At 56.5% G+C, this 22,413-nt stretch carries 18 protein-coding genes; 9 read left to right on the top strand and 9 right to left on the bottom strand.

The window, feature by feature from the left end; genetic code table 11:
- Window positions 1-157: 157 nt before the first annotated feature.
- The 4 genes from argH to argC form a co-directional block, all read right to left on the bottom strand.
- Window positions 158-1,531 (bottom strand): argininosuccinate lyase, encoded by a 1,374-nt coding sequence (argH, locus tag IB226_RS22585; protein WP_101760728.1) that lies wholly within the window; start codon window positions 1,529-1,531, stop codon window positions 158-160.
- Window positions 1,532-1,606: 75 nt separating this feature from the next.
- On the bottom strand, window positions 1,607-2,824 hold the full coding sequence (locus IB226_RS22580) for an argininosuccinate synthase (RefSeq protein WP_101760634.1): 1,218 nt from the start codon (window positions 2,822-2,824) through the stop codon (window positions 1,607-1,609).
- A gap of 14 nt (window positions 2,825-2,838) precedes the next feature.
- Entirely contained in the window at window positions 2,839-3,612 is a 774-nt protein-coding gene (argB, locus tag IB226_RS22575; protein WP_007885411.1) for an acetylglutamate kinase, read from the bottom strand.
- A gap of 15 nt (window positions 3,613-3,627) precedes the next feature.
- Window positions 3,628-4,632 carry an N-acetyl-gamma-glutamyl-phosphate reductase gene (gene argC, locus IB226_RS22570; protein WP_110868176.1) on the bottom strand — a complete coding sequence of 335 codons (1,005 nt, stop codon included), beginning with the start codon at window positions 4,630-4,632 and terminating at the stop codon, window positions 3,628-3,630.
- A gap of 169 nt (window positions 4,633-4,801) precedes the next feature.
- On the opposite strand from argC, the gene argE reads away from it, so the two are divergent.
- Both argE and ppc read left to right on the top strand, forming a co-directional pair.
- On the top strand, window positions 4,802-5,950 hold the full coding sequence (gene argE / locus IB226_RS22565) for an acetylornithine deacetylase (RefSeq protein ID WP_192237046.1): 1,149 nt from the start codon (window positions 4,802-4,804) through the stop codon (window positions 5,948-5,950).
- Between the two features lie 247 nt (window positions 5,951-6,197).
- Window positions 6,198-8,849, top strand: coding sequence for a phosphoenolpyruvate carboxylase (gene ppc / locus IB226_RS22560; RefSeq protein ID WP_101760638.1), 2,652 nt, complete (start codon window positions 6,198-6,200; stop codon window positions 8,847-8,849).
- Window positions 8,850-9,043: 194 nt separating this feature from the next.
- Here the strand turns inward: ppc and metF are convergent, their stop codons facing one another.
- The 3 genes from metF to metB form a co-directional block, all read right to left on the bottom strand.
- Complete coding sequence (gene metF / locus IB226_RS22555) at window positions 9,044-9,940, bottom strand: methylenetetrahydrofolate reductase (protein ID WP_110868177.1); 897 nt, start codon at window positions 9,938-9,940, stop codon at window positions 9,044-9,046.
- Between the two features lie 218 nt (window positions 9,941-10,158).
- Window positions 10,159-12,591, bottom strand: a complete 2,433-nt coding sequence (locus tag IB226_RS22550) for a bifunctional aspartate kinase/homoserine dehydrogenase II (protein ID WP_192237045.1) — start codon at window positions 12,589-12,591, stop codon at window positions 10,159-10,161.
- Between the two features lie 2 nt (window positions 12,592-12,593).
- Window positions 12,594-13,754 (bottom strand): cystathionine gamma-synthase, encoded by a 1,161-nt coding sequence (metB, locus tag IB226_RS22545; RefSeq protein WP_008109665.1) that lies wholly within the window; start codon window positions 13,752-13,754, stop codon window positions 12,594-12,596.
- A gap of 274 nt (window positions 13,755-14,028) precedes the next feature.
- On the opposite strand from metB, the gene metJ reads away from it, so the two are divergent.
- Window positions 14,029-14,346 carry a met regulon transcriptional regulator MetJ gene (gene metJ / locus IB226_RS22540; RefSeq protein ID WP_007885403.1) on the top strand — a complete coding sequence of 106 codons (318 nt, stop codon included), beginning with the start codon at window positions 14,029-14,031 and terminating at the stop codon, window positions 14,344-14,346.
- A gap of 77 nt (window positions 14,347-14,423) precedes the next feature.
- On the opposite strand, the gene rpmE is transcribed toward metJ, so the two are convergent.
- Window positions 14,424-14,639, bottom strand: coding sequence for a 50S ribosomal protein L31 (gene rpmE, locus IB226_RS22535; RefSeq protein WP_007885402.1), 216 nt, complete (start codon window positions 14,637-14,639; stop codon window positions 14,424-14,426).
- 210 nt (window positions 14,640-14,849) lie between these two features.
- On the opposite strand from rpmE, the gene priA reads away from it, so the two are divergent.
- From priA to rraA, 6 genes are all read left to right on the top strand, one after another.
- Window positions 14,850-17,048, top strand: coding sequence for a primosomal protein N' (priA, locus tag IB226_RS22530; RefSeq protein WP_192237044.1), 2,199 nt, complete (start codon window positions 14,850-14,852; stop codon window positions 17,046-17,048).
- 166 nt (window positions 17,049-17,214) lie between these two features.
- Window positions 17,215-18,252, top strand: a complete 1,038-nt coding sequence (gene cytR, locus IB226_RS22525) for a DNA-binding transcriptional regulator CytR (RefSeq protein WP_061720292.1) — start codon at window positions 17,215-17,217, stop codon at window positions 18,250-18,252.
- Between the two features lie 151 nt (window positions 18,253-18,403).
- Window positions 18,404-19,321, top strand: a complete 918-nt coding sequence (gene ftsN, locus IB226_RS22520; protein ID WP_192237043.1) for a cell division protein FtsN — start codon at window positions 18,404-18,406, stop codon at window positions 19,319-19,321.
- A gap of 89 nt (window positions 19,322-19,410) precedes the next feature.
- Window positions 19,411-19,947 carry an ATP-dependent protease subunit HslV gene (hslV, locus tag IB226_RS22515; RefSeq protein ID WP_101760642.1) on the top strand — a complete coding sequence of 179 codons (537 nt, stop codon included), beginning with the start codon at window positions 19,411-19,413 and terminating at the stop codon, window positions 19,945-19,947.
- A 5-nt stretch (window positions 19,948-19,952) separates the two neighbouring features.
- Complete coding sequence (gene hslU / locus IB226_RS22510) at window positions 19,953-21,290, top strand: HslU--HslV peptidase ATPase subunit (RefSeq protein WP_007885388.1); 1,338 nt, start codon at window positions 19,953-19,955, stop codon at window positions 21,288-21,290.
- A 155-nt stretch (window positions 21,291-21,445) separates the two neighbouring features.
- Window positions 21,446-21,931 (top strand): ribonuclease E activity regulator RraA, encoded by a 486-nt coding sequence (rraA, locus tag IB226_RS22505; protein WP_061720294.1) that lies wholly within the window; start codon window positions 21,446-21,448, stop codon window positions 21,929-21,931.
- A gap of 50 nt (window positions 21,932-21,981) precedes the next feature.
- Here rraA and zapB read toward each other — a convergent pair whose 3' ends face one another.
- Entirely contained in the window at window positions 21,982-22,221 is a 240-nt protein-coding gene (gene zapB, locus IB226_RS22500; protein WP_007885384.1) for a cell division protein ZapB, read from the bottom strand.
- Window positions 22,222-22,413: the final 192 nt, after the last annotated feature.

Here is a 22,413-nt window from a genome sequence, read left to right as displayed (position 1 = left end):
AAATGTAATTCCGAAGCTAGAGGTTGGCGGGCTACCGAAGAGGTGCCCGCTTTTTTTTGCTTGTCGCTCGCCTGCTGGATATCAACAGAGCGCGATAAATCGCGCCGCTACGCATTCCTGCATATACCGCAGCGGCGCAATCTAATGCGCATAGCTTTTAACCCAAGCGCTTCTGCGCTTCGCTGATGGCGAAGGCGACCTGTTGAGGAGCGACACCACCTTGCGCATTACGCTTATCCAGGCAGGATTGCAGCGACAGAATTGGATACACGTCATCCTCAATCACCGCGCTGAACTGCTTCAACTGCGCTAGAGTGAGCGCTTCCAGCGCCACGCCTTGCTTGATCGCTTCCACCACGGTTTCACCCACAATGTGGTGGGCTTCGCGGAACGGAACGCCTTTTGCCACCAGATAATCGGCCAGCTCGGTCGAGTTGGCGTAGCCCTGCTCAGCGGCTTCCTGGCAACGCGGACGTTTTACCTGAATGCCGTCCAGCACCAGCACCGACATATGCAGGCAGTCGAGCCAGGTATCCAGCGCATCGAACAGCCCTTCTTTGTCTTCCTGCATATCTTTGTTGTACGCCAGCGGCAGGCCTTTCAGCGTCATCATCATGCCGGTCAGCGCACCTTGCACACGGCCACATTTGCCACGGATCAGCTCCAGCGCATCCGGGTTTTTCTTCTGCGGCATCAACGACGATCCGGAAGTGACTTTATCCGACAGCTCAAGGAAGCCCGCTTCACCGGTGTTGAAGAAGATCAGGTCTTCAGCAAAGCGCGACAGATGCACCATGCCAATCGAGGCGTCTGACAGCAGCTCGAGCACGTGATCGCGATCGGAAACGGTATCGAGGCTGTTACGCGTGGCAGAGGCAAAACCTAACCAGCCGGCCAGCTGCTGACGATCGATCTCGTAGGCGGTACCCGCCAGCGCGCCGCAACCCAGCGGACTGACATCCATACGCTTCAGTGCATCCTGCAGACGGCTCTCGTCACGCGCCAGCATCTCAACGTACGCCAGGCACCAATGCGCGAACGTCACCGGTTGCGCACGCTGCAGGTGCGTGTAACCCGGCATCACCGCGTCCTGATTGGCTTGTGCCGTGGCGACCAGCGCCGATTGCAGCTCACGCGTCGCCTCCAGCAGCACGGCAACCTGCTCTTTGCACCACAGTTTCAGATCGGTCGCGACCTGATCGTTACGGCTACGGCCGGTGTGCAATTTCTTGCCCAGCGCGCCGACTTTATCGATCAGCTTGCCTTCCACCCAGCTGTGAATATCTTCCGCATCGCTTTGCAGAATCTGCTCAGGATTGGCGCGTACCTCGGCCAGCAGTTCATTCAACGCGCTTTCCAGCTGTTGCTGCTCTTCATTGGTCAGCACGTTGACCGTCACCAGCGCTTTTGACCAGGCAATCGAGCCGGTAATGTCCTGCTCGGCCAGGCGATAGTCAAAACGCAGCGAGTCGTTGAACTGTTTGAACCGTTGGTCTGCTGCCTGCGAAAAACGTCCGCCCCAAAGTGCCATCTGCATTACTCCTGAATCTGTTATAGAAAAGGCGGCCCGAAGCCGCCCTTGCAAAATATGTCGATTGCCGCGGTATTACTTCTTCTGCTCGTTCAGCGCGCGAATGCGTGAAGAGAGTGAGAACAAGCGGATAAAGCCGCCCGCGTGACGGTGATCGTAAACTTCGTCTTCGCCAAAGGTGGCGAACTCTTCTGAGTACAGGCTGTTAGCAGAGGTTTTCTGAATCGCCGTGGCCTGGCCTTTATACAGCTGCAGTACCACTTCGCCATTCACCTCTTCTGCCAATGATTCAGCAGCGGCCTGGATAGATTTACGCAGCGGCGCGAACCAGCGACCATCGTAAACCACGTAAGACATTTCATGGCCCAGCTGCTCACGCCATTTGAAGCTATCGCGATCCAGCACCAGCTGTTCAACCGCACGCAGCGCGTTAACCATGATGGTGCCGCCTGGAGTTTCGTAGCAGCCGCGGGACTTGATGCCTACCAGACGGTTTTCCACGATGTCGATACGGCCGACGCCGTGTTTCGCACCCAGCACGTTGAGTTTTTCCAGGCACTGGAACGGGCTCAGCGTCTCGCCGTTCACCGCCACCACGCGACCTTTCTCCACGGTGACCGTGACATTTTCTGGCTGATCGGGCGCTTCCAGCGGATCAACGGTCCACACCCAGCAATCTTTGTTCGGTGCATTGGCTGGGCTTTCCAGCACGCCGCCTTCGGTAGAGATGTGCCATGCGTTCTCATCACGGCTGTAGATTTTTTCCAGTGACGCGGTGGTCGGGATATTGCGCTCTTTCAGGTAATCCAGCAGCGCTTCACGTGAACGCAGGTCCCACTCACGCCATGGCGCAACCACTTTCAGTTGTGGCGCCAGCGCGGTGTAGGTGGTTTCGAAACGCACCTGATCGTTACCTTTACCGGTTGCGCCGTGGCACAGCGCATCTGCGCCCACTTTCAGCGCCAGCTCAACCTGGGCTTTAGCGATAATCGGACGCGCCATAGACGTACCCAGCAGATAAGTGCCTTCGTACAGGGCGCCAGTCTGCAGAACCGGATACACGTATTCACTGATGAACGCTTCACGCAGGTCAACCACGTGGCACTCAGACGCACCTGACTGCAGCGCTTTCTTCTCAACGCCTTCCAGATCGGCTGGATCCTGGCCAATGTTCGCCACGAACGCCACCACTTCACAGCCGCCATAGTTCTCTTTCAACCATGGAATGATGGCTGAAGTATCCAGACCGCCGGAGTAGGCCAGAACGATTTTTTTGATGTTTTGCGTGCTCATGTCTTAATCCTTGATTATGCGAGAATCCGGGTGCCAATCGACACGCCGTTGAAAAGGGTTGGCAGTTGTTCAGCATGACGCCAGCTGGCGATATCGACCGGGCGACCGAGCGTGCGGGCGGCATCAAGCGCCGCGTTCACTTTCACGATCATGCCATCGGTGATGATGCCCTGCGCAATCAGCTGCTCCGCTTTCGCGGCGGTCATCTCTTCGATGCGCTGACCTTTGCCGTCGAGAATACCGCTGACATCAGACAACAGCACCAAATCGGCACCGATGGTCGCAGCCAGCGCGGTTGCCGCCTGGTCGGCGTTGACGTTCATCAACTCGCCGCCATCGGTGATACCGATTGAGCTGATCACCGGCATGTAGCCCGCCGCCAGCAGCGTGTTCACCAGCGCCGGATTGCCCGGCGTCGCGTTGCCAACGTGTCCCAGCTCTTCATCGAACTGCGCCACGTTGACCAGACCGGCATCGCCGAGGCACAAACCCACCGCGCCGATGCCATATTTCTTCGCCCACGCCAGCAGCGTTTTGTTGGCGGTACCGGCTAACGCACCGGTAATAATGTCAATCTGATCGGCTGGCGTCACGCGCAAACCGTTCTTCTTTTTCACCGGCAGCGCGAGCTTCTTCATCAGCTCGTCCACCACGCAACCGCCGCCGTGCACAATGATCAGCGGACGCTGATGTTCATTGCGGTACGCCAGCAGGGCATCAAACAGACGGGCCAGCGCTTCTTCGCTATCCAGCAGCACGCCACCCAGTTTAATGATTAATGGATTCATTGCGTTATCCGTTCGTTAAATCAAAGACAGCGTTTCGGGGAAGCCGAAACGAATGTTTAAACACTGAACCGCCTGCGATGAGGCGCCTTTCAGCAGGTTATCTTCGGCAGCCACCACAATCAGGTGCTCGCCTTGCATGGCGAAGCCGATGTCGCAGAACGGCAAACCGACCACCGCTTTCAGCGCCGGTACGCCTTTGTCATAGACGCGCACCAGCGGTTTGTCGTGGTAAGCGTTATGGAAGGCATCCGCCACATCCTGCTGCGTCACGCCCGCTTTCAGGCGGCAAGTGGTGGTCGATAAAATCCCGCGTGGGAAGCTGCCCAGATGTGGCGTGAAGATCACCGGCGTACCGAGATGCGCCACAATTTCCGGGTGATGACGATGATTAAACAGGCCGTACGGCTGCAAGCTCACTTCACAGAAGCTGGTGCCAACGTTGGCTTTGCGCCCTGCGCCGCTCACGCCGCTGGTGGCGTTAATCACCGGCCACTGTGCATCGTTAAGCAGGCCCGCTGCGATCAGCGGTTTCAGCGAAAGTTGGGCTGCGGTTGGGTAGCAACCCGGCACCGCAACCAGCTCTGCGTCTTTGATTTTGTCGTGCTGCCATTCGGCCAGGCCGTAAACCGCCTTGTCCAGCCAATCCTGATGCTGATGGCTGAAACCGTAATATTGCGTATAGAACGCATCGTCGTTTACGCGGAACGCGCCGGAGAGATCGAACACCACGCAACCAGCTTTGAGGAATTCAGGTGCCAGATCGTGGCTGACTTCGTGAGCCGTGGCGAGGAACACCACATCCACTTTGTCGGCCCATTCAGCGGCGTCGCTCAGCGGCTGCAGCGGCAAATCGACAATGCCTTTGAGCTGCGGATGCAAATCCGACAATAACTTTCCAGCATCCGGGCTTTGCGCTGAAACCGCCAAAGCGGTTATGTTCATATGCGGATGGCGATTCAGGTAGGTGGCAAGCTCTACGCCAGCGTAACCACTGGCACCAACGATCAGCGTATTCAACATCAGGCTGTATACCTTATTACAGTCACACGTATCGGGTCGCGGCCTTGCCCCGTTGCCCAGAATGCCGTTTGCGGAAGATTTGATGCTTCACATGCAAGCGACGTTATTGTATTTTTATTCACTATTAATGCATGAATATTGATACATCCTAACCCAAGGACCGTCAACAGTGAAGACAAAATTACCACCTTTTATCGAACTCTACCGCCAGTTGATTGCCACGCCATCAATCAGCGCAACCGATAGCGCACTGGATCAGAGTAATGAAACTTTAATCAATTTGCTGGCCGGCTGGTTCCGCGATATTGGCTTCAGTGTCGAAGTGCAGCCGGTGCCTGGCACGCGGCATAAATTTAACATGCTGGCGCGCAGCGGATTGGGCGCAGGCGGCTTGTTATTGGCGGGTCATACCGACACTGTGCCTTACGATGATGGCCGCTGGACGCGCGATCCGTTCACGCTGACCGAACACGACAACAAGCTGTACGGCCTCGGCACCGCCGACATGAAAGGCTTCTTCGCCTTTATTCTGGATGCGCTGCGTGACGTTGACGTGACCAAACTCAGCAAGCCGCTCTACGTCCTCGCCACCGCCGACGAAGAGACCACCATGGCGGGCGCGAAGTATTTCTCTGAATCCACCCAATTGCGTCCGGATTGCGCCATCATCGGCGAGCCCACCTCACTTAAGCCGGTGCGCGCGCATAAAGGTCATCTATCGAATGTGATTCGTATTCAGGGGCAATCAGGCCACTCCAGCGATCCGTCGCGCGGCGTTAACGCCATTGAACTGATGCATGAATCCATTACCCAGCTGATGCAGCTGCGTAACACGCTGAAAGAGCGTTACAACCATGATGGTTTTGCCATTCCTTATCCAACCATGAACTTTGGTCATATTCATGGTGGCGACGCGGCCAACCGCATCTGCGCCTGCTGTGAATTGCACATGGATATTCGTCCGCTGCCGGGCTTAACCCTGAGCGATTTGGATGGTCTGCTAAATGACGCGCTGGCGCCGGTAAGTGCGCGCTGGCCGGGACGTCTTACCGTGGGCGAGCTGCATCCGCCGATTCCAGGCTACGAATGTTCGGCCGATCATGAGCTGGTGCAAGTGGTGGAGAAGCTGCTGGGCGTGCCAACCGAAGTGGTGAACTATTGCACTGAAGCGCCTTTTATCCAGCAGTTGTGCCCAACGCTGGTATTAGGCCCGGGATCTATCAATCAAGCCCATCAACCTGATGAGTTTATTGATACCGCATTTATCAAGCCGACTCATGCGCTTATCACCCAAGTCGTACAGCATTTTTGTCATTGATGAACAACAAATGGGGCATTTCACTGTTAAATCAGCAAATTGCCCCGTCATTGTTCGGGATTTGATAATAAGAATAACTTATCTCGCTTCGATGCAAGCAAATTCTTTGAATTTCCGCCATTTAGCAGCACATTTACGTAGATTTAAGGCAATTGACGCGCAGGAAGATACGTGGCTAGATAAAAGACGATGTTATGCCCGTTGGGCGTAAGAGTATTAAAAAAGACGATAAGGGTGTCAGGGTCCAATGAACGAACAATATTCCGCAATGCGAAGTAATGTCAGTATGCTCGGCAAACTGCTCGGGGATACGATTAAGGATGCACTAGGAGAGAACATCCTCGACCAGGTGGAGACCATCCGTAAACTCTCTAAGTCATCCCGCGCGGGAAATGACACTCATCGTCAGGAACTGCTGACCACGCTGCAAAATCTGTCGAACGACGAGCTGCTGCCGGTGGCGCGTGCGTTTAGCCAGTTCCTTAATCTCACCAACGTCGCTGAACAGTATCAAACCATTTCGCGTAGCGGCGATGGCGCGAACCATCCTGAACTGCTGAAAAAGACTTTCGAACGTCTGAAACAGCAAGGCGATATCAGCGAAGCGGCGATCCGCCAGTCGATTGAAGAGCTGTCGCTGGAGCTGGTGCTGACTGCGCACCCCACCGAAATTACCCGCCGCACGCTGATCCATATGCTGGGCGAAGTGAACAGCTGTTTGCAGCAACTCGATCATAGCGATATCTCTGACTACGAACGCACCCAGGTGATGCGCCGTCTGCGCCAGCTGGTGGCACAAGCGTGGCATACCGACGAAATCCGCAAATATCGTCCAACGCCGATCGATGAAGCCAAATGGGGCTTTGCCGTGGTGGAAAACAGCCTGTGGCAAGGCGTGCCAGCCTTCCTGCGTGAGCTGAATGAGCAAGTGGAAGAGACTTTTGGCATTAAGCTGCCGGTCGATTTCGTGCCGATTAAATTTACCTCGTGGATGGGCGGCGACCGTGACGGCAACCCGAACGTCACCGCACCGATTACCCGCCACGCGATGCAGCTGAGCCGCTGGAAGGCCGCGGACCTGTTCCTGCGCGATATCGGCGTGCTGATTTCCGAGCTGTCGATGTCCGAATGCAGCGACGAAGTGCGCGAGCTGTGCGGCGATGCGGAAGCGCTGGAGCCGTACCGTATGGTGCTGAAGCGCCTTCGCGGCCAGCTGATGACCACGCAGGCTTATCTTGGCCGTCGTCTTAAAGGCGAGCGCCTGCCGCGTCCGGCCGATTTGCTGGTCTCTAACGATCAGCTGTGGGATCCGCTGTTCGCTATCTATCAATCTCTGCAGCAGTGCGGCATGGGCATCATCGCCAATGGTCAGCTGCTGGACACGCTGCGCCGCGTGAAGTGTTTCGGCGTGCCGCTGGTGCGTATCGATATCCGTCAGGAGAGCACCCGCCATACCCAGGCGATTGCCGAAGTAACGCGCTATCTCGGCCTCGGTGATTACGAAAGCTGGTCAGAAGCGGATAAACAAGCCTTCCTGATTCGCGAACTGAATTCCAAGCGTCCGCTGTTGCCGCATCAGTGGGAACCAGGCGATGAGACGCGCGAAGTGCTGGATACCTGCAAAGTGGTGGCCGAAGCGCCGCAGGGTTCAATTGCTTCCTACGTGATCTCCATGGCGAAAACGCCGTCGGACGTGCTGGCCGTGCATCTGCTGCTGAAAGAAGCCGGCATTCCTTACGCCATGCCGGTTGCGCCGCTGTTCGAAACCCTTGATGACCTGAACAACGCTAACGACGTGATGACACAGTTGCTGAACATCGACTGGTATCGCGGCTTTATCAATGGCAAACAGATGGTGATGATTGGCTATTCCGACTCAGCGAAAGATGCCGGCGTGATGGCCGCCAGCTGGGCGCAATATCAGGCGCAGGACGCACTGATCAAAACCTGTGAAAGCGCGGGCATCACGCTGACGCTGTTCCACGGACGCGGCGGCTCAATCGGTCGTGGCGGCGCGCCAGCCCATGCGGCGCTGTTGTCACAACCGCCGGGCAGCCTGAAAGGTGGCCTGCGCGTGACCGAACAGGGCGAGATGATTCGCTTCAAATACGGTTTGCCCGAAGTCACTATCGCCAGCCTGTCGCTGTATACCGGTGCGATTCTGGAAGCCAACCTGCTGCCACCGCCGGAACCCAAGCGCGAATGGCAGGAGATCATGAATGGTCTGTCGGCGCACTCCTGCGCGATGTATCGCGGCTATGTGCGAGAGAATCCGGACTTCGTGCCCTATTTCCGCTCAGCCACGCCAGAGCAGGAGCTGGGCAAATTGCCGCTGGGTTCACGTCCGGCTAAACGTCGCCCAACCGGCGGTGTGGAATCGCTGCGTGCCATTCCGTGGATCTTCGCCTGGACGCAGAACCGCCTGATGCTGCCAGCCTGGCTGGGCGCGGGTGCCGCATTGCAGAAAGCGATGGATGAAGGTCATCAGGATGAGCTGGAGAACATGTGCCGCGAGTGGCCATTCTTCGCCACACGTCTTGGCATGCTGGAGATGGTGTTCTCGAAAGCCGATTTGTGGCTGGCGGAGTACTACGATCAGCGTCTGGTGGATAAATCACTGTGGTCGCTCGGCAAGCAGCTGCGCGATCAGCTGGATGCGGATATCAAAGCGGTGTTGACCATCGCTAACGATGCCCATCTGATGGCTGACCAACCGTGGATTGCTGAGTCCATCGCGCTGCGTAACGTTTATACCGATCCACTGAACGTGTTGCAGGCTGAACTGCTGCATCGTTCACGTGCGCAGGAAGAGCGCGGTGATGAGCCAGATGCGCGTGTAGAACAAGCGCTGATGGTGACGATCGCGGGTGTTGCAGCGGGTATGCGTAATACCGGTTAATTTTTCCCCTCACCCTAACCCTCTCCCGCTGACGGGAGAGGGAACCGATCAAGCACAGGTGTTACTACATTGCTCCATTTAACCCTTCCCTCGCCCACTGGCGGGAGAGGGAACCGATCAAGCACAGATGTTACTACATTGCTCCACCTAATCATTCCCTCGCCCGCTTGCGGGAGAGGGTTAGGGTGAGGGCATTAACCTCCCATCGCCGGACGCACGCCCAGCGTGTGGCAAATGGCGTAACTCAACTCGGCGCGGTTCAGCGTATAGAAATGAAAATCCTTCACCCCTTCCCGCGACAGGATTTTCACCATGTCCATGGCGACGCTGGCACCGACCATTTTGCGCGTTTCCGGATCGTTATCCAGACCTTCAAACATTGCACTCATCCAGCCCGGCACCCGCACATTGGTCATGGTAGCGAAGCGTTGTAGCTGTTTGAAGTTAGAGACCGGCAAAATACCCGGCACGATCTCCACGTCGATACCGGTTGCGACACAGCGATCGCGGAAGCGCAGGTAGCTTTCCACATCGAAGAAGAACTGGGTGATGGCGCGGTTAGCACCGGCATCAATTTTGCGTTTCAGGTTAATCAGATCGGCCTGCGCGCTTTTCGCTTCGGGATGCACTTCCGGATAGGCCGCCACCGAGATGTCAAAATCGCCAACGTCTTTCAGCAGCGCCACCAAATCCGAACCGTACATCTCCGGCTTGCCGCTGCCTGGCGGTAAATCACCGCGCAGTGCCACGATATGACGAATGCCGCTATCCCAGTAATCACGCGCGATACCGCGCAACTCATCACGCGTGGCATCGATACAGGTCAGATGCGGTGCGGCTTCCAGACCGGTACGATCTTTGATGCCTTTGATGATGCTATGTGTACGATCGCGCTCGCCCGAGTTGGCACCGTAGGTGACGGAGACGAATTTTGGCTTCAGGCTGCTCAATCGATCGATTGAGCTCCACAGGGTTTCTTCCATTTCGCTGGTACGTGGCGGGAAAAATTCGAAAGAGACATTAATTTGCCCGTTCAGCTCAGCCAGGCTCTGGTTCAACGCTTCGCGTTGATTGGCGTGAAAGAAACTCATCCTAATACCTCGTCATCACATATCGATTGTTTTGCGGCCTTCGAACATCCATACGTTTAGACGTCCAGATGCACAAAATGAACGATTCGCACGCTAGCGTCAACTGAAAATTAATGAACAGGCGTGACAAATTTTCACTCAAGGTGAAAGCGTTTCATGATGCGCGAGGGGAAGGTGAAGAATGCAGACGGACGATGCCGTCTGCAAAGTGAGGCAGTTTACAGCAGCTGTGCGAGGCGGTTGATATCCGATTGCAACGCGCCGGCCGTAACGTCACGGCCTGCGCCCGGTCCGCGAATCACCAGCGGATTATCGCGATACCAGCGGCTTTCGATGGCAAACACGTTATCGCACGGCAGCAACGCGGCCAGCGGATGCTCTGGGCGCACCGCTTCCACGCCGACGCGCGCTTTGCCATTGGCATCGAAACGCGCCACGTAACGCAGCACTAAGCCCATCTCTTGCGCCGCTTCCAGACGCTGCAGCATCTGATCATTCAGCTCGTCGGCGTTTTCGAAGAAGTGATCAATCGACTCACCGTCGCAAATCGCCGGCACCAGCGATTCGACACGCACCTGATCCGGCTCGATGTCGTAGCCCGCTTCACGCGCCAGAATCACTAGCTTGCGCATTACGTCCTGCCCGGACAAATCAACGCGCGGGTCAGGTTCGGTCAAGCCTTGCTGCCACGCCTGATCGACCAGCTCACTAAACGGCACCGTGCCGTCAAATTGCAGGAACAGCCACGACAGCGTGCCGGAGAAGATGCCGCTGATCGCCAGAATGCTGTCGCCGCTTTCGCGTAAATCGCGCACCGTGTGATTGACCGGCAAACCGGCACCGACGGTGGCGTTATACAGCCAGTGACGACCGGTTTTGGCGAAAGCATCGCGCACCTGACGCCAGCTCTGACCGCTCGACGCACCGGCAACCTTGTTGGCGCTGATAACGTGGAAGCCGTGACTGGCGAAATCATGATACTGCTGCGCCAGCTGCTCGCTGGCGGTGACGTCCAGCACCACTAAATCATCGAACGGGTGCGCACGCATCCACAGGAACAGCGACTCTTCATCGCGCTCGACCGCTTCATCATCAAAGAACGCCAATGCGCGGCTGGCTTCCAGACCGTCGTAGCTCAGCAAACTGCGGCTGCTGTCTGCCACGCCCGCCAGTACATATTCAAATCCTGTACGTGCCGACAGCGTTTCCTGCTCGCGGGCAAACAGCTCCAGCCAGCGTGAACCGATGTTACCTTTGCCGAACAACATCAAACCGATGCGTTTTTCTGCGCGGAACAGCGACTGATGCAGTCCCTGAATCAGATGCTGCGTCGGGCCGACGCGCAGTACCGCCACGATGCTGATGTGATTTTCTGATTGCCAGACAAACTCCACCGGCTGATCTTTGATCTGCTGCCAGAAGCGGTGGCTATGCAGCGGATTACGCGTCACGCCCGCGCCCACCAGCGCCACCAGCGCTAAGCCGTCGCGCAGCTGCAGATGGCCCGGCAGTGCGGCGTCCTGCAACAGGTTGAAGGCGCTATTCACCACTTCCGAGGTGTAACACAGCTGCAGCAGGCGACGATCGGGATGCACGCCGATTGCCAGCGGACGCAGCTGCGCGCGCTTCAGCAGCAGATCGATCTCTTTCTGCTGGGTTTTGAAATCGTGATTGTCGGGAATTTGAATCTCCACCAGACACACATCATCGTGGCTGGTGACGATTCGCGCGCCGGTGCCGGAGGCTAGCACGCGCTCAATGCGCGTCGAGCCCTGCTCCGGTTGATAGCTGCAACGCAGCTGCAAATCGATGTCGCTGTTGGAAACCGGCTGCAAGGTGCGGGTGTGCAGCACCGGCGCAGCCAGACGCGCCAGCTCGCTGGCTTCATCAAGACGCAGCAGCGGCAGCAGGCACGCATCAGAGACTTTACGCGGATCGGCGCTGTAAACGCCTGCCACATCGCTCCAGATGGTCACGCGACCGACGCCCGCCAGCGCACCAATCTGCGTTGCCGAGTAGTCCGAGCCGTTACGCCCAAGCAGCACGGTTTCACCCGCTTCGCTGCGGCTGATAAAGCCGGTCACCACCAAACGCTTATGCGGATGCTGTGTTAACAGCTCCTGCAGCAGCGGCCAGGATTTGCCTTCATCAACCTGCGGCTGCGCCGCACGTTCAGCACGCAAGAAGTCACGCGCATCCAGCCAGGCGGCTTCGATCTCGCGCTGGCTCAAAACCGCAGCCATCAAGCGCGCTGACCAGATTTCGCCATGCCCCACCACTTCGGCATACACCGCGTCGGTGATGGTGCCATCGAGCAGCGCCGCCAGTCTTTCCAGATCGCGTATAAAGGAAGACGTCAGGGTTTCGGCATATTCAGCAGGCAGCAGCGCAGCAATTAATTCGCTGTGAAAACGCCGTAAAGCCTGTTGCACCTGATGGGCAGATAAGCGATCGCTCTGGCTCAATTTCAGCCAGCTGATCAACTGGTTAGTGGTGCTGCCTGCGGCAGAGACCACCATTAAGTCGCCTGGCTGGCTGTAATCCGCCATGATGCTGGCCACGCGCTGATAGCAACGTGCGTCGGCCAGGCTACTGCCACCAAATTTATGCAACTGCTTGATCGGCGTTCCCGCGCCCACTGAACTCGTCATGATTACTCCTCGGCTGCGATCCGGAATGCATTATCCAGATCGGCGATTAAATCTTCGTGATCTTCAATCCCAACAGAAATACGCAGCAGTGTTTCCGAAATTCCCGCTGCCGCGCGCGCTTCTGCAGACATGCCGGCATGCGTCATGGTCGCGGTATGCGAAATCAAACTTTCTACGCCGCCCAGCGATTCGGCCAGCGTGAACAGCTGCAGCGCTTTCAGGAAGCGGCGCAGGCGAGCCTCATCGGCATCGATTTCGAAACTCAGCATGGCACCAAAACCACGCTGCTGACGTACCGCAAACTCATGACCGGCATTTTCCGGCAGGGACGGATGATACAGTTTTTTCACCAGCGGTTGTTGCTTCAGGTAATCAACTATCGCCAATGCATTGCGTTGTGCGGCGGCGATGCGCGGTGACAGCGTGCGCAAACCTCGCAGCAGCAGGTAGCTATCAAACGCCGCGCCGGTTACACCAATATTATTCGCCCACCACGCCAGATCGGTGGCCATCGCTGGATCTTTAGAAATCACCGCGCCCGCCACCACATCAGAGTGACCATTGAGGTATTTGGTGCAAGAGTGAACAACCAAGTCGGCACCCAGCGCCAGCGGGTTTTGCAGCGCCGGGCTGAGGAAGGTGTTGTCCACCACGCTAATGGCACCGGCTTCTCGCGCAGCGGCGCAGATGCTGGCGATATCGACCACACGCAACAATGGATTACTTGGGCTTTCAACCAGCACCAGTTTTGGCTTCTCGGCCAGAGCAGCGGCCAGCGCCGCTTTATCGCCCTGATCGACAAACTTCACGCGATAGGCGCCGCGCTTGCTCAGGCTATCGAACAGGCGATAGCTGCCGCCGTAACAGTCGTGCGGCGCCACCAGCAGATCGCCCGGCTTCAGGAACACGGTTGTCACCAGATGAATCGCTGACATGCCGGTATTGGTCAATACCGCGCCTGCGCCACCTTCCAACTCAGCCAGCGCGCGCTGAACCACATCGCGCGTTGGATTACCACGACGTGAATAGTCATGCGCACGCGGCTCATTGAAGTCGAGGAAGTTATAGGTGCTGGAGAGATGAATCGGTGGGACAACGCAGCCATATTGCTCGTCATCATTCAAACCGCTACGTACTGCGATGGTTGCCTGTTTACGCGTCATGGTGCTTACTGTTCCTGAAGAAAAAGAAGAGCAACAGGATAACATTCCGCACATAGACGTCAATACATCTGGACATCTAAATGTCTTTGCGTATAGATTGAGCAAATCATCAATAACCGCTAAAATTGTCCGTCATCGCCTGGTGTTCAGCGCGCTTTCCTTTGCAGAAGCGGTGCTCAAGCATAAAACCTGCGGTTTAAGGGGTCAGGCATCGAAAAATCGGGCATAATCAACGGATTTCCCCATATTCAACTTTTATTGATTAAGGTAACCCATGGCTGAATGGAACGGCGAATATATCAGCCCTTACGCTGAACATGGCAAGAAGAGCGAGCAGGTTAAGAAAATCACAGTTTCTATCCCGCTGAAAGTGCTGAAGATTTTAACGGACGAGCGCACCCGCCGTCAGGTGAACAACCTGCGTCACGCCACCAACAGCGAACTGCTGTGTGAAGCCTTTTTGCATGCTTTCACCGGGCAGCCTCTGCCGAACGATGTCGATTTGCGTAAAGAACGCAGCGATGAGATTCCGGAAGAAGCGAAACAGATTATGCGTGAAATGGGCATCGATCCCGATAGCTGGGAATACTGAAGCCAGAAATAAAAAAACCCAGCCGAGGCTGGGTTTTTTCTTGCTGCCGAATTGCGAAGATTCGACGGCCAAAAATCTTATTTCTTGCTTGCTGGCACGCTGAAACGCTTGTTGAAGCGATCTACACGGCCACCGGTGTCAGCAATACGCTGCTTACCAGTGTAGAACGGGTGGCATTTGCCGCACACGTCCAGGTTCAGACCAGAAGCCATGGTTGAACGGGTGTTGATCACGTTACCGCAAGAGCAAGTCATGGTTACTGCTTCGTACTTAGGGTGAATACCTTGTTTCATGGGAGAACCTCATAAAAGGCCGTGTCGCTCTCCGTGCCAGGCTCAGCCTGCACAGCACCACACGCGGTTGAACATTAAGTGTATGCTCCGACAAGTGTTCTCATCGAAGGCGGCATAGTATACAGAAATTAACCGGTTTTAGCAAATAGCCGCTTCCTAATTAGCCGTGTACACTACTTCTCCTTAATTCAGAATCGGATAGAGATTCAGATGCCCGTTGTTCAGGTTGCCCTGCCCGTTCCGCTACCTCGCCTGTTTGATTACTTGCTGCCTGCCGATGCGCCGCAGCCGGTGGCGGGCGCACGCGTGAATGTGCCGTTCGGCAATCGCAAAATGATCGGCATTGTGATCGGCACGCGTGAGACCAGCGATCTGCCGCTGACGCAGCTCAAGCAGATAGAGAGCGTGCTCGACGATCAAAGTCTGTTCTCGCCCGCGCTGTGGCGCATTTTGCATTGGGCCGCCAACTATTATCATTCGCCGCTCGGCGAAGTGCTGAGCCATGCGCTGCCGGTGCTGCTGCGTCAGGGCAAACCCGCGCAGGAAGCGCCGCTGTGGCAATGGGTGATCAATGACGCTGGCCGTGAAGTGGCGATGGAGAGCCTGAAGCGCGCGCCGAAACAGCAGCAAGCGCTGGCGATGCTGCGTCAGCGACCGCTCTATCGTCATCAGGTCAGCGAACACGATTTTACCGATGCCGCGCTGCAAGCGTTGCGCGCAAAAGGCTTGTGCGAACTGCGTGAACACACGCCGCAGATGCACGACTGGCGTACCAGCTTTGCCGTCAAAGGGGATCGCCTGCGCCTGAACACCGATCAGGCGATGGCGGTGGGCGCGATGCGCAGTGAAGACGATCACTATGCGCCGTGGCTGCTGGCCGGCATTACCGGCTCGGGTAAAACCGAGGTGTATCTCAGCGTGCTGGAGAACGTGCTGGCACGCGGCAAACAGGCTTTGGTGCTGGTGCCGGAAATCGGCCTGACGCCGCAAACCATCGCCCGCTTCCGTGAGCGCTTTGATGCGCCGATTGATGTGCTGCACTCGGCACTGAATGACAGCGAACGCCTCGCCGTCTGGCTGCGCGCGCGCAGCGGCGAAACGGCGATTGTTATCGGTACACGCTCGGCGCTGTTCACGCCGCTGGCGCGCCCCGGCGTCATCATCATTGATGAAGAGCACGACAGCTCGTACAAACAACAGGAAGGCTGGCGCTATCAGGCGCGCGATCTGGCGGTGTTCCGTGCGCATGAGGAAGATATTCCAATTGTGATGGGTTCCGCCACGCCCGCGCTGGAAACCTTGCACAACGTGCGCGTCGGCAAATATCGCCAGCTCAATCTCACCAAACGCGCGGGCAATGCTAAACCGGCGTTACAGCAGCTGATCGATCTTAAAGGCCAGCAGCTGAAAGGCGGATTGGCGCCAGCACTGCTCGGCAAAATGCGTCAGCACCTGCAGGCCGATAATCAGGTTCTGCTGTTCCTCAACCGCCGTGGCTTCTCTCCGGCGCTGATGTGCCACGATTGCGGCTGGCTGGCCGAGTGCCAGCGCTGCGATAGCTACTACACGCTGCACCAGAGCCATCGCCAGCTGCGCTGCCACCATTGTGACAGCCAGCGCCCGCTGCCAAATCAGTGCCCAAGCTGTGGTTCAACGCATTTGATGCCGGTCGGCGTCGGCACCGAACAGCTGGAACAGCAGCTGGGCACGCTGTTCCCCGACGTGCCGGTATCGCGCATCGATCGCGACACCACCAGCCGTAAAGGCGCGCTGGAGCAGCATCTGGCCGATGTGCATCGCGGCGGCGCGCGCATTCTGGTGGGCACGCAGATGCTGGCGAAAGGCCATCACTTCCCGGATGTCACGTTGGTGTCGCTACTGGATGTTGATGGCGCGCTGTTCTCGGCCGATTTCCGCGCCGCCGAGCGTTTCGCTCAGCTCTACACGCAGGTCGCGGGTCGCGCCGGTCGTGCGGGTAAACAGGGCGAAGTGTTGCTGCAGACCCATCATCCGAAACATCCATTGCTGCAAACATTGCTGCATCGCGGCTATTTCGCCTTTGCCGATCAAACGCTGCTGGAGCGTCAGTCCGTTCAGCTGCCGCCGTGGACCAACCATGCGCTGTTCCGCGCTGAGGATATGGATAACCAGCAGGCGGCGGAATTCCTCACACAGCTGCGCAATTTGCTGGAAGCCAGCCCGCTTAAAGATGAGGCGATGTGGCTGATGGGGCCGGTTCCGGCGTTGGCACCGAAGCGCAGTGGACGCTGGCGCTGGCAGCTGCTGTTGCAGCATCCATCGCGCAAACGTCTGCAACAGCTGTTGAGCGGATCGCTGCCGCTGATCGCCACCTTGCCGGCGTCGCGCAAAGTGAAATGGACGCTGGATATCGATCCCACCGAGAGCTAAGCCGCGCCACAACTGCGAGCCAGATCGAAAAAAGTCGCACAAGTCACAATTTTTATGCAAATTAAGTAACAACCCGACGCGACCTTGGGTTAACAATAGTGCCGACCCGGTTGAAGCCCGGTAATGTCTGAAAATCAATGCGCTGTACCGCGTCAGGAGTTATACGTTGGACCAGAAGCAACCCTCCACCGCCGCCACCATGAAAGATGTGGCCGAGAAAGCAGGCGTTTCAACCGCCACGGTTTCACGTGCGTTGATGAATCCAGAAAAAGTCTCTGCTGCTACCCGGCTCAAGGTCGAAAAAGCCGTGATTGCCGTGGGTTATGCGCCGCACGGTTTGGCGCGCAATGCCAAACGCGGTGAAACACAAACCATTCTGGTGATTGTGCCGGACATCTGCGATCCCTTCTTCAGTGAGATCATTCGCGGCGTGGAAGTCACCGCTGCGCATGAGGGTTATCTGGTACTGATTGGCGATTGCGCGCATCAGAATAAACAGGAAAAAACCTTTCTGAATTTAATGCTGACGCGACAGATCGACGGCATGGTGCTGTTGGGTTCACAGCTGCCGTTTGAGGCGGGCATTGAAGATCAGCGCAACCTGCCGCCGATGGTGATGGGCAACGAATTTGCGCCGGAGATGGCATTACCCACGGTCCATATCGATAACCTGACCGCCGCCTTTGAAGCGGTGAATCACCTGCTGCAGCTTGGTCATCGCCAAATTGCCTGTATCACCGGGCCAGAACACATTCCGCTGAGCCAGTATCGTTTGCAGGGCTACATTCAGGCGCTGCGTCGCAGCAGCATCGCCATCGACCCAACGATGATTGTGCATGGCGATTTCACCTTTGAAGCCGGCGCGAATGCGCTTAAGCAGTTGATGAGTTTGCCGCAGCCACCGAAAGCGATTTTCTGCCATAGCGATTTGATGGCGCTGGGCGCGATGAACCAGGCGCGTAAACTTGGCATGCGCATTCCGCAGGATCTGTCGGTGGTGGGCTTTGATGATATCGAACTGGCGCAATACTACGATCCGCCGCTGACCACCGTGGCCCAGCCGCGTTTTGCCATCGGCCGAGAAGCGATGCTGCTGTTACTTGATGAGCTGCAGGGTAAACGCGTGAATAACGGTTCGCGCCTGCTGGATGCGGAGCTGCGCGTGCGCGGCAGTACGGCACCGGCGGCAAAACGGGAAAAATAGTGCGTAGACGCCTGCATTTTCAGCGGATTCTGAAGGCAGACTGTGCTGGTCAAAGTTCCAGCCCTTGCGTAACATGGCGCATTCATTGCCGGGCAATTAACAGCACATTTACATGCCCATTGGCATTTTTTTGAAGGGTAGCAGAACGAAAGTGGCACAGAAAGATTATGTAGGCCGCGGGCGTTCAACAGGGACGCGTCGCAAAAAACCCGCCAGCCGCAGCAAGAAAAGCAAAGGCGGATCAGGCACTTCAAAGCTCATGATGGTACTGGCCGCGGCCGTGCTGGTCACCTTTGCCGGTGGTTTATGGTTTATCTCGCATCATAAGAAAGAAGAGATTGAGGTCATTCCAAACCACAAAGCCAACGGTAACGGCCTGCCGCCGAAGCCGGAAGAGCGCTGGAAGTACATCAAAGAGCTGGAAAATCGCCAAATTACCGTTCCGTCGCCGACTGAGCCTTCGGCTGGTGGCGTGCAATCACAAACTCAGCTGACCGATGAACAGCGCCAGCTGCTGGAGCAGATGCAGGCCGATATGCGCCAGCAGCCGACGCAGCTGAACGAAGTGCCGTGGAACGAACAAACCCCGGCGCAGCGCCAGCAAACGCTGCAGCGTCAGCAGGTGCAGCAACAGCAACAGCAACAGCAGGTTCAGCAACAACAACAGCAGCAGTTGCAACGTCAGCAGCAACAGTTACAGCAGCAGCAGCGCCAGCAACAGTTGCAGCAACAACAGGCCGCGCGTCAGCAGCAACAGCAAGCTGCGCCGATCACGCGTGAGCCAACGCAGCAAACCAAGCCGCAGGAAACGGCCAAGGCGAAAGCGGAAGAGAAAGCCGCTTCACAACGCTGGATGGTGCAGTGTGGTTCGTTCAAAGGCACCGATCAGGCGGAATCCGTGCGCGCCGGTCTGGCATTTGAAGGATTTGAGAGCCGCATTACCACCGGCGGTGGCTGGAATCGCGTGGTGATCGGGCCGTTCAAAGATCGCAGCAGCGCCGACAGCACAGTCAAACGCTTACACAGTTCCGGCCACGGAAGTTGTATTCCCCTCGCTCTCGGGGGTTGAAACCCCTTTTTCCTACCCCATATCTGGTTGCATGATACTCCGCGCCGAGTGCGCGGAGTTCCTTTTCTACTGCAACAAGGGGTCTGCCCGTGACAACAATAGTAAGTGTACGACGCAACGGCCAGGTAGTGATTGGCGGTGATGGCCAGGCTACGCTCGGCAATACCGTAATGAAAGGCAACGTTAAAAAAGTCCGTCGTCTTTACAACGATAAAGTGATCGCCGGCTTTGCTGGCGGTACCGCAGATGCCTTCACCCTGTTTGAACTGTTTGAGCGCAAGCTGGAAATGCACCAGGGCCATCTGGTGAAAGCGGCGGTCGAACTAGCTAAAGATTGGCGTACCGATCGCATGCTGCGCCGCCTTGAAGCGCTGCTGGCGGTGGCCGACGAAAACGCCTCATTAATCATCAGCGGCAACGGCGACGTTATCCAGCCGGAAAATGACCTGATCGCAATTGGTTCTGGTGGGCCTTACGCCCAGGCAGCGGCACGCGCGCTGCTGGAAAACACCGACATTGGTGCACACGATATCGTGGAGAAAGCGCTGAACATCGCTGGCGATATCTGTATCTACACCAACCACAATATTAACTTCGAAGCATTACCGTCTAAGGCTAAGGACTAAACATCATGTCTGAGATGACTCCACGCGAGATTGTCAGCGAGCTTAATCGCTTTATCATCGGCCAGGACGGCGCAAAGAAGGCGGTCGCGATCGCCCTGCGTAATCGCTGGCGCCGCATGCAGCTCGACGAAGAGCTGCGCCATGAAGTGACGCCAAAAAACATTCTGATGATTGGTCCAACCGGTGTCGGTAAAACCGAAATCGCCCGTCGCTTAGCCAAACTGGCGAACGCACCGTTCATCAAAGTGGAAGCCACCAAATTCACCGAAGTCGGTTACGTCGGTAAAGAGGTTGATTCCATCATTCGCGATCTGACCGATTCTGCCATCAAGATGGTGCGCAGCCAGGCAATCGAGAAGAACAAGTACCGCGCGGAAGAGATGGCGGAAGAGCGCATCCTGGATGTGCTGATCCCACCCGCGAAAAATAACTGGGGCCAGGCTGAACAAGCGGCTGAGCCATCGGCAGCGCGTCAATCCTTCCGCAAGAAACTGCGCGAAGGCCAGCTGGATGACAAAGAGATTGAGATCGATCTGGCCGCTTCATCGGCTGGCGTTGAGATCATGGCGCCTCCGGGCATGGAAGAGATGACCAGCCAGCTGCAATCGATGTTCCAGAACCTCGGTGGGCAGAAGCAGAAACCGCGTAAGCTGAAAATCAAAGAAGCCATGAAGCTGCTGATTGAAGAAGAAGCGGCCAAGCTGGTGAACCCGGAAGAGCTGAAGCAGGATGCCATCGATGCGGTTGAGCAGCACGGTATCGTGTTCATCGACGAAATCGACAAAATCTGTAAGCGCGGCGGCCAGAATGCGGGCGGTCCAGACGTGTCACGCGAAGGCGTACAGCGCGACCTGCTGCCGCTGGTTGAAGGTTGCACCGTTTCCACCAAGCACGGCATGGTGAAAACCGACCACATTCTGTTTATCGCTTCCGGCGCGTTCCAGGTCGCCAGCCCGTCAGATCTGATCCCTGAACTGCAAGGCCGTCTGCCGATTCGCGTTGAACTGCAGGCGCTGACCGTCAATGACTTCGAGCGCATTCTGACCGAGCCAAACGCCTCGGTTACCGTGCAGTACAAAGCGCTGATGGGCACCGAAGGGGTCAACATCGACTTCACCGATGACGCAGTGCGGCGTATCGCCGAAGCCGCATGGCAGGTGAACGAGACCACCGAGAACATCGGTGCGCGTCGTCTGCATACCGTGCTGGAGCGTCTGATGGAAGATATCTCCTATGACGCCAGCGATCGTAACGGTGAGTCGATCACTATCGATGCCGAGTACGTCGGTAAGCATCTGGATGAGCTGGTGGCCGACGAAGATCTCAGCCGCTTCATTCTGTAAGCTTCACCCGCGAAATCTCTGCCCGGCCACTGTGCCGGGCTTTTTTTTTACGCAGGATATTGATGCAACGCTTTTTTTGGCGGTTGATGATTTTGCCAACAATCGCCAGATAGCGATATACTTAGCGCTCCTGTGGCAAACAGACGAAAACCCTCATGAAATACGATACATCTGAACTCTGTGACATCTACCACGAAGCTGTGAATGTTGTTGAACCGCTTTTTTCGAACTTTGGTGGGCGCAGCTCATTCGGTGGTCAAATCACCACAGTGAAATGTTTCGAAGATAACGGCTTACTCTACGATTTGCTGGAAGAGAACGGTCGGGGTCGCGTATTGCTGGTGGATGGCGGCGGTTCGGTCCGTCGCGCACTGGTCGATGCTCAGCTGGCGAGTCTGGCGGCGCAAAATGAGTGGGAAGGCATTGTGGTGTACGGCTCGGTGCGTCAGGTTGACGATCTCGAAGAGCTGGAAATCGGCATTCAGGCGATTGCGGCGATTCCGGTGGGTGCAGCGGGTGAGGGCATTGGCGAAAGTGACGTGCGCGTTAACTTCGGCGGCGTGACTTTCTTCTCTGGCGACCATCTGTATGCCGACAATACCGGCATCATCCTGTCTGAAGACGCGCTCGACATCGAGTAAGCCGCAACAAAAACGGGTGCCGCGGCACCCGTTGGTTTAAGCATTGACGCTTAAACTTCTTCCATTTTTCCCAGCAGTGCCCGCAGACGATCCTGCCAGACATGCTGCTCTTCTTTCAGATGCTGATTTTCACGCACCAGTGCATCCTGGTTGCCTGAAGCCTGGCTGACTTCGTTTTTCAGCGTGTTGTTTTGCTCTTTCAGCTCTTCAATTTCCATCTGCAGCAGAGTGATGGTATCAATCGCCTGCTGTACTTTCGCTTCCAGTTTCTCGAACACTTCAAATGACATCTTTCTGACCTCTCCTAAATCTTGCAAGGCGTTGATGGGGCTAGTGCATGCCTTATTACAGTGCGCTCAGCCACGATGACTCGATTGTATGTAGCCAAACCCAGCAAGTCCAGCGGCACAAGGCCTGCGAGGGCAGTCTGTAACACTTTTCAGTCTATGCCTAAAAAAATGCGCATCTTCGCGCATCTGTGT

The organism is Pantoea sp. PNT03 (assembly GCF_014852515.1).
GTDB classification, from domain to species: Bacteria; Pseudomonadota; Gammaproteobacteria; order Enterobacterales; family Enterobacteriaceae; genus Pantoea; species Pantoea leporis.
The sequence above is the reverse complement of the archived record's forward strand: the minus strand, read 5'-3'. Positions and strand labels throughout refer to the sequence as shown.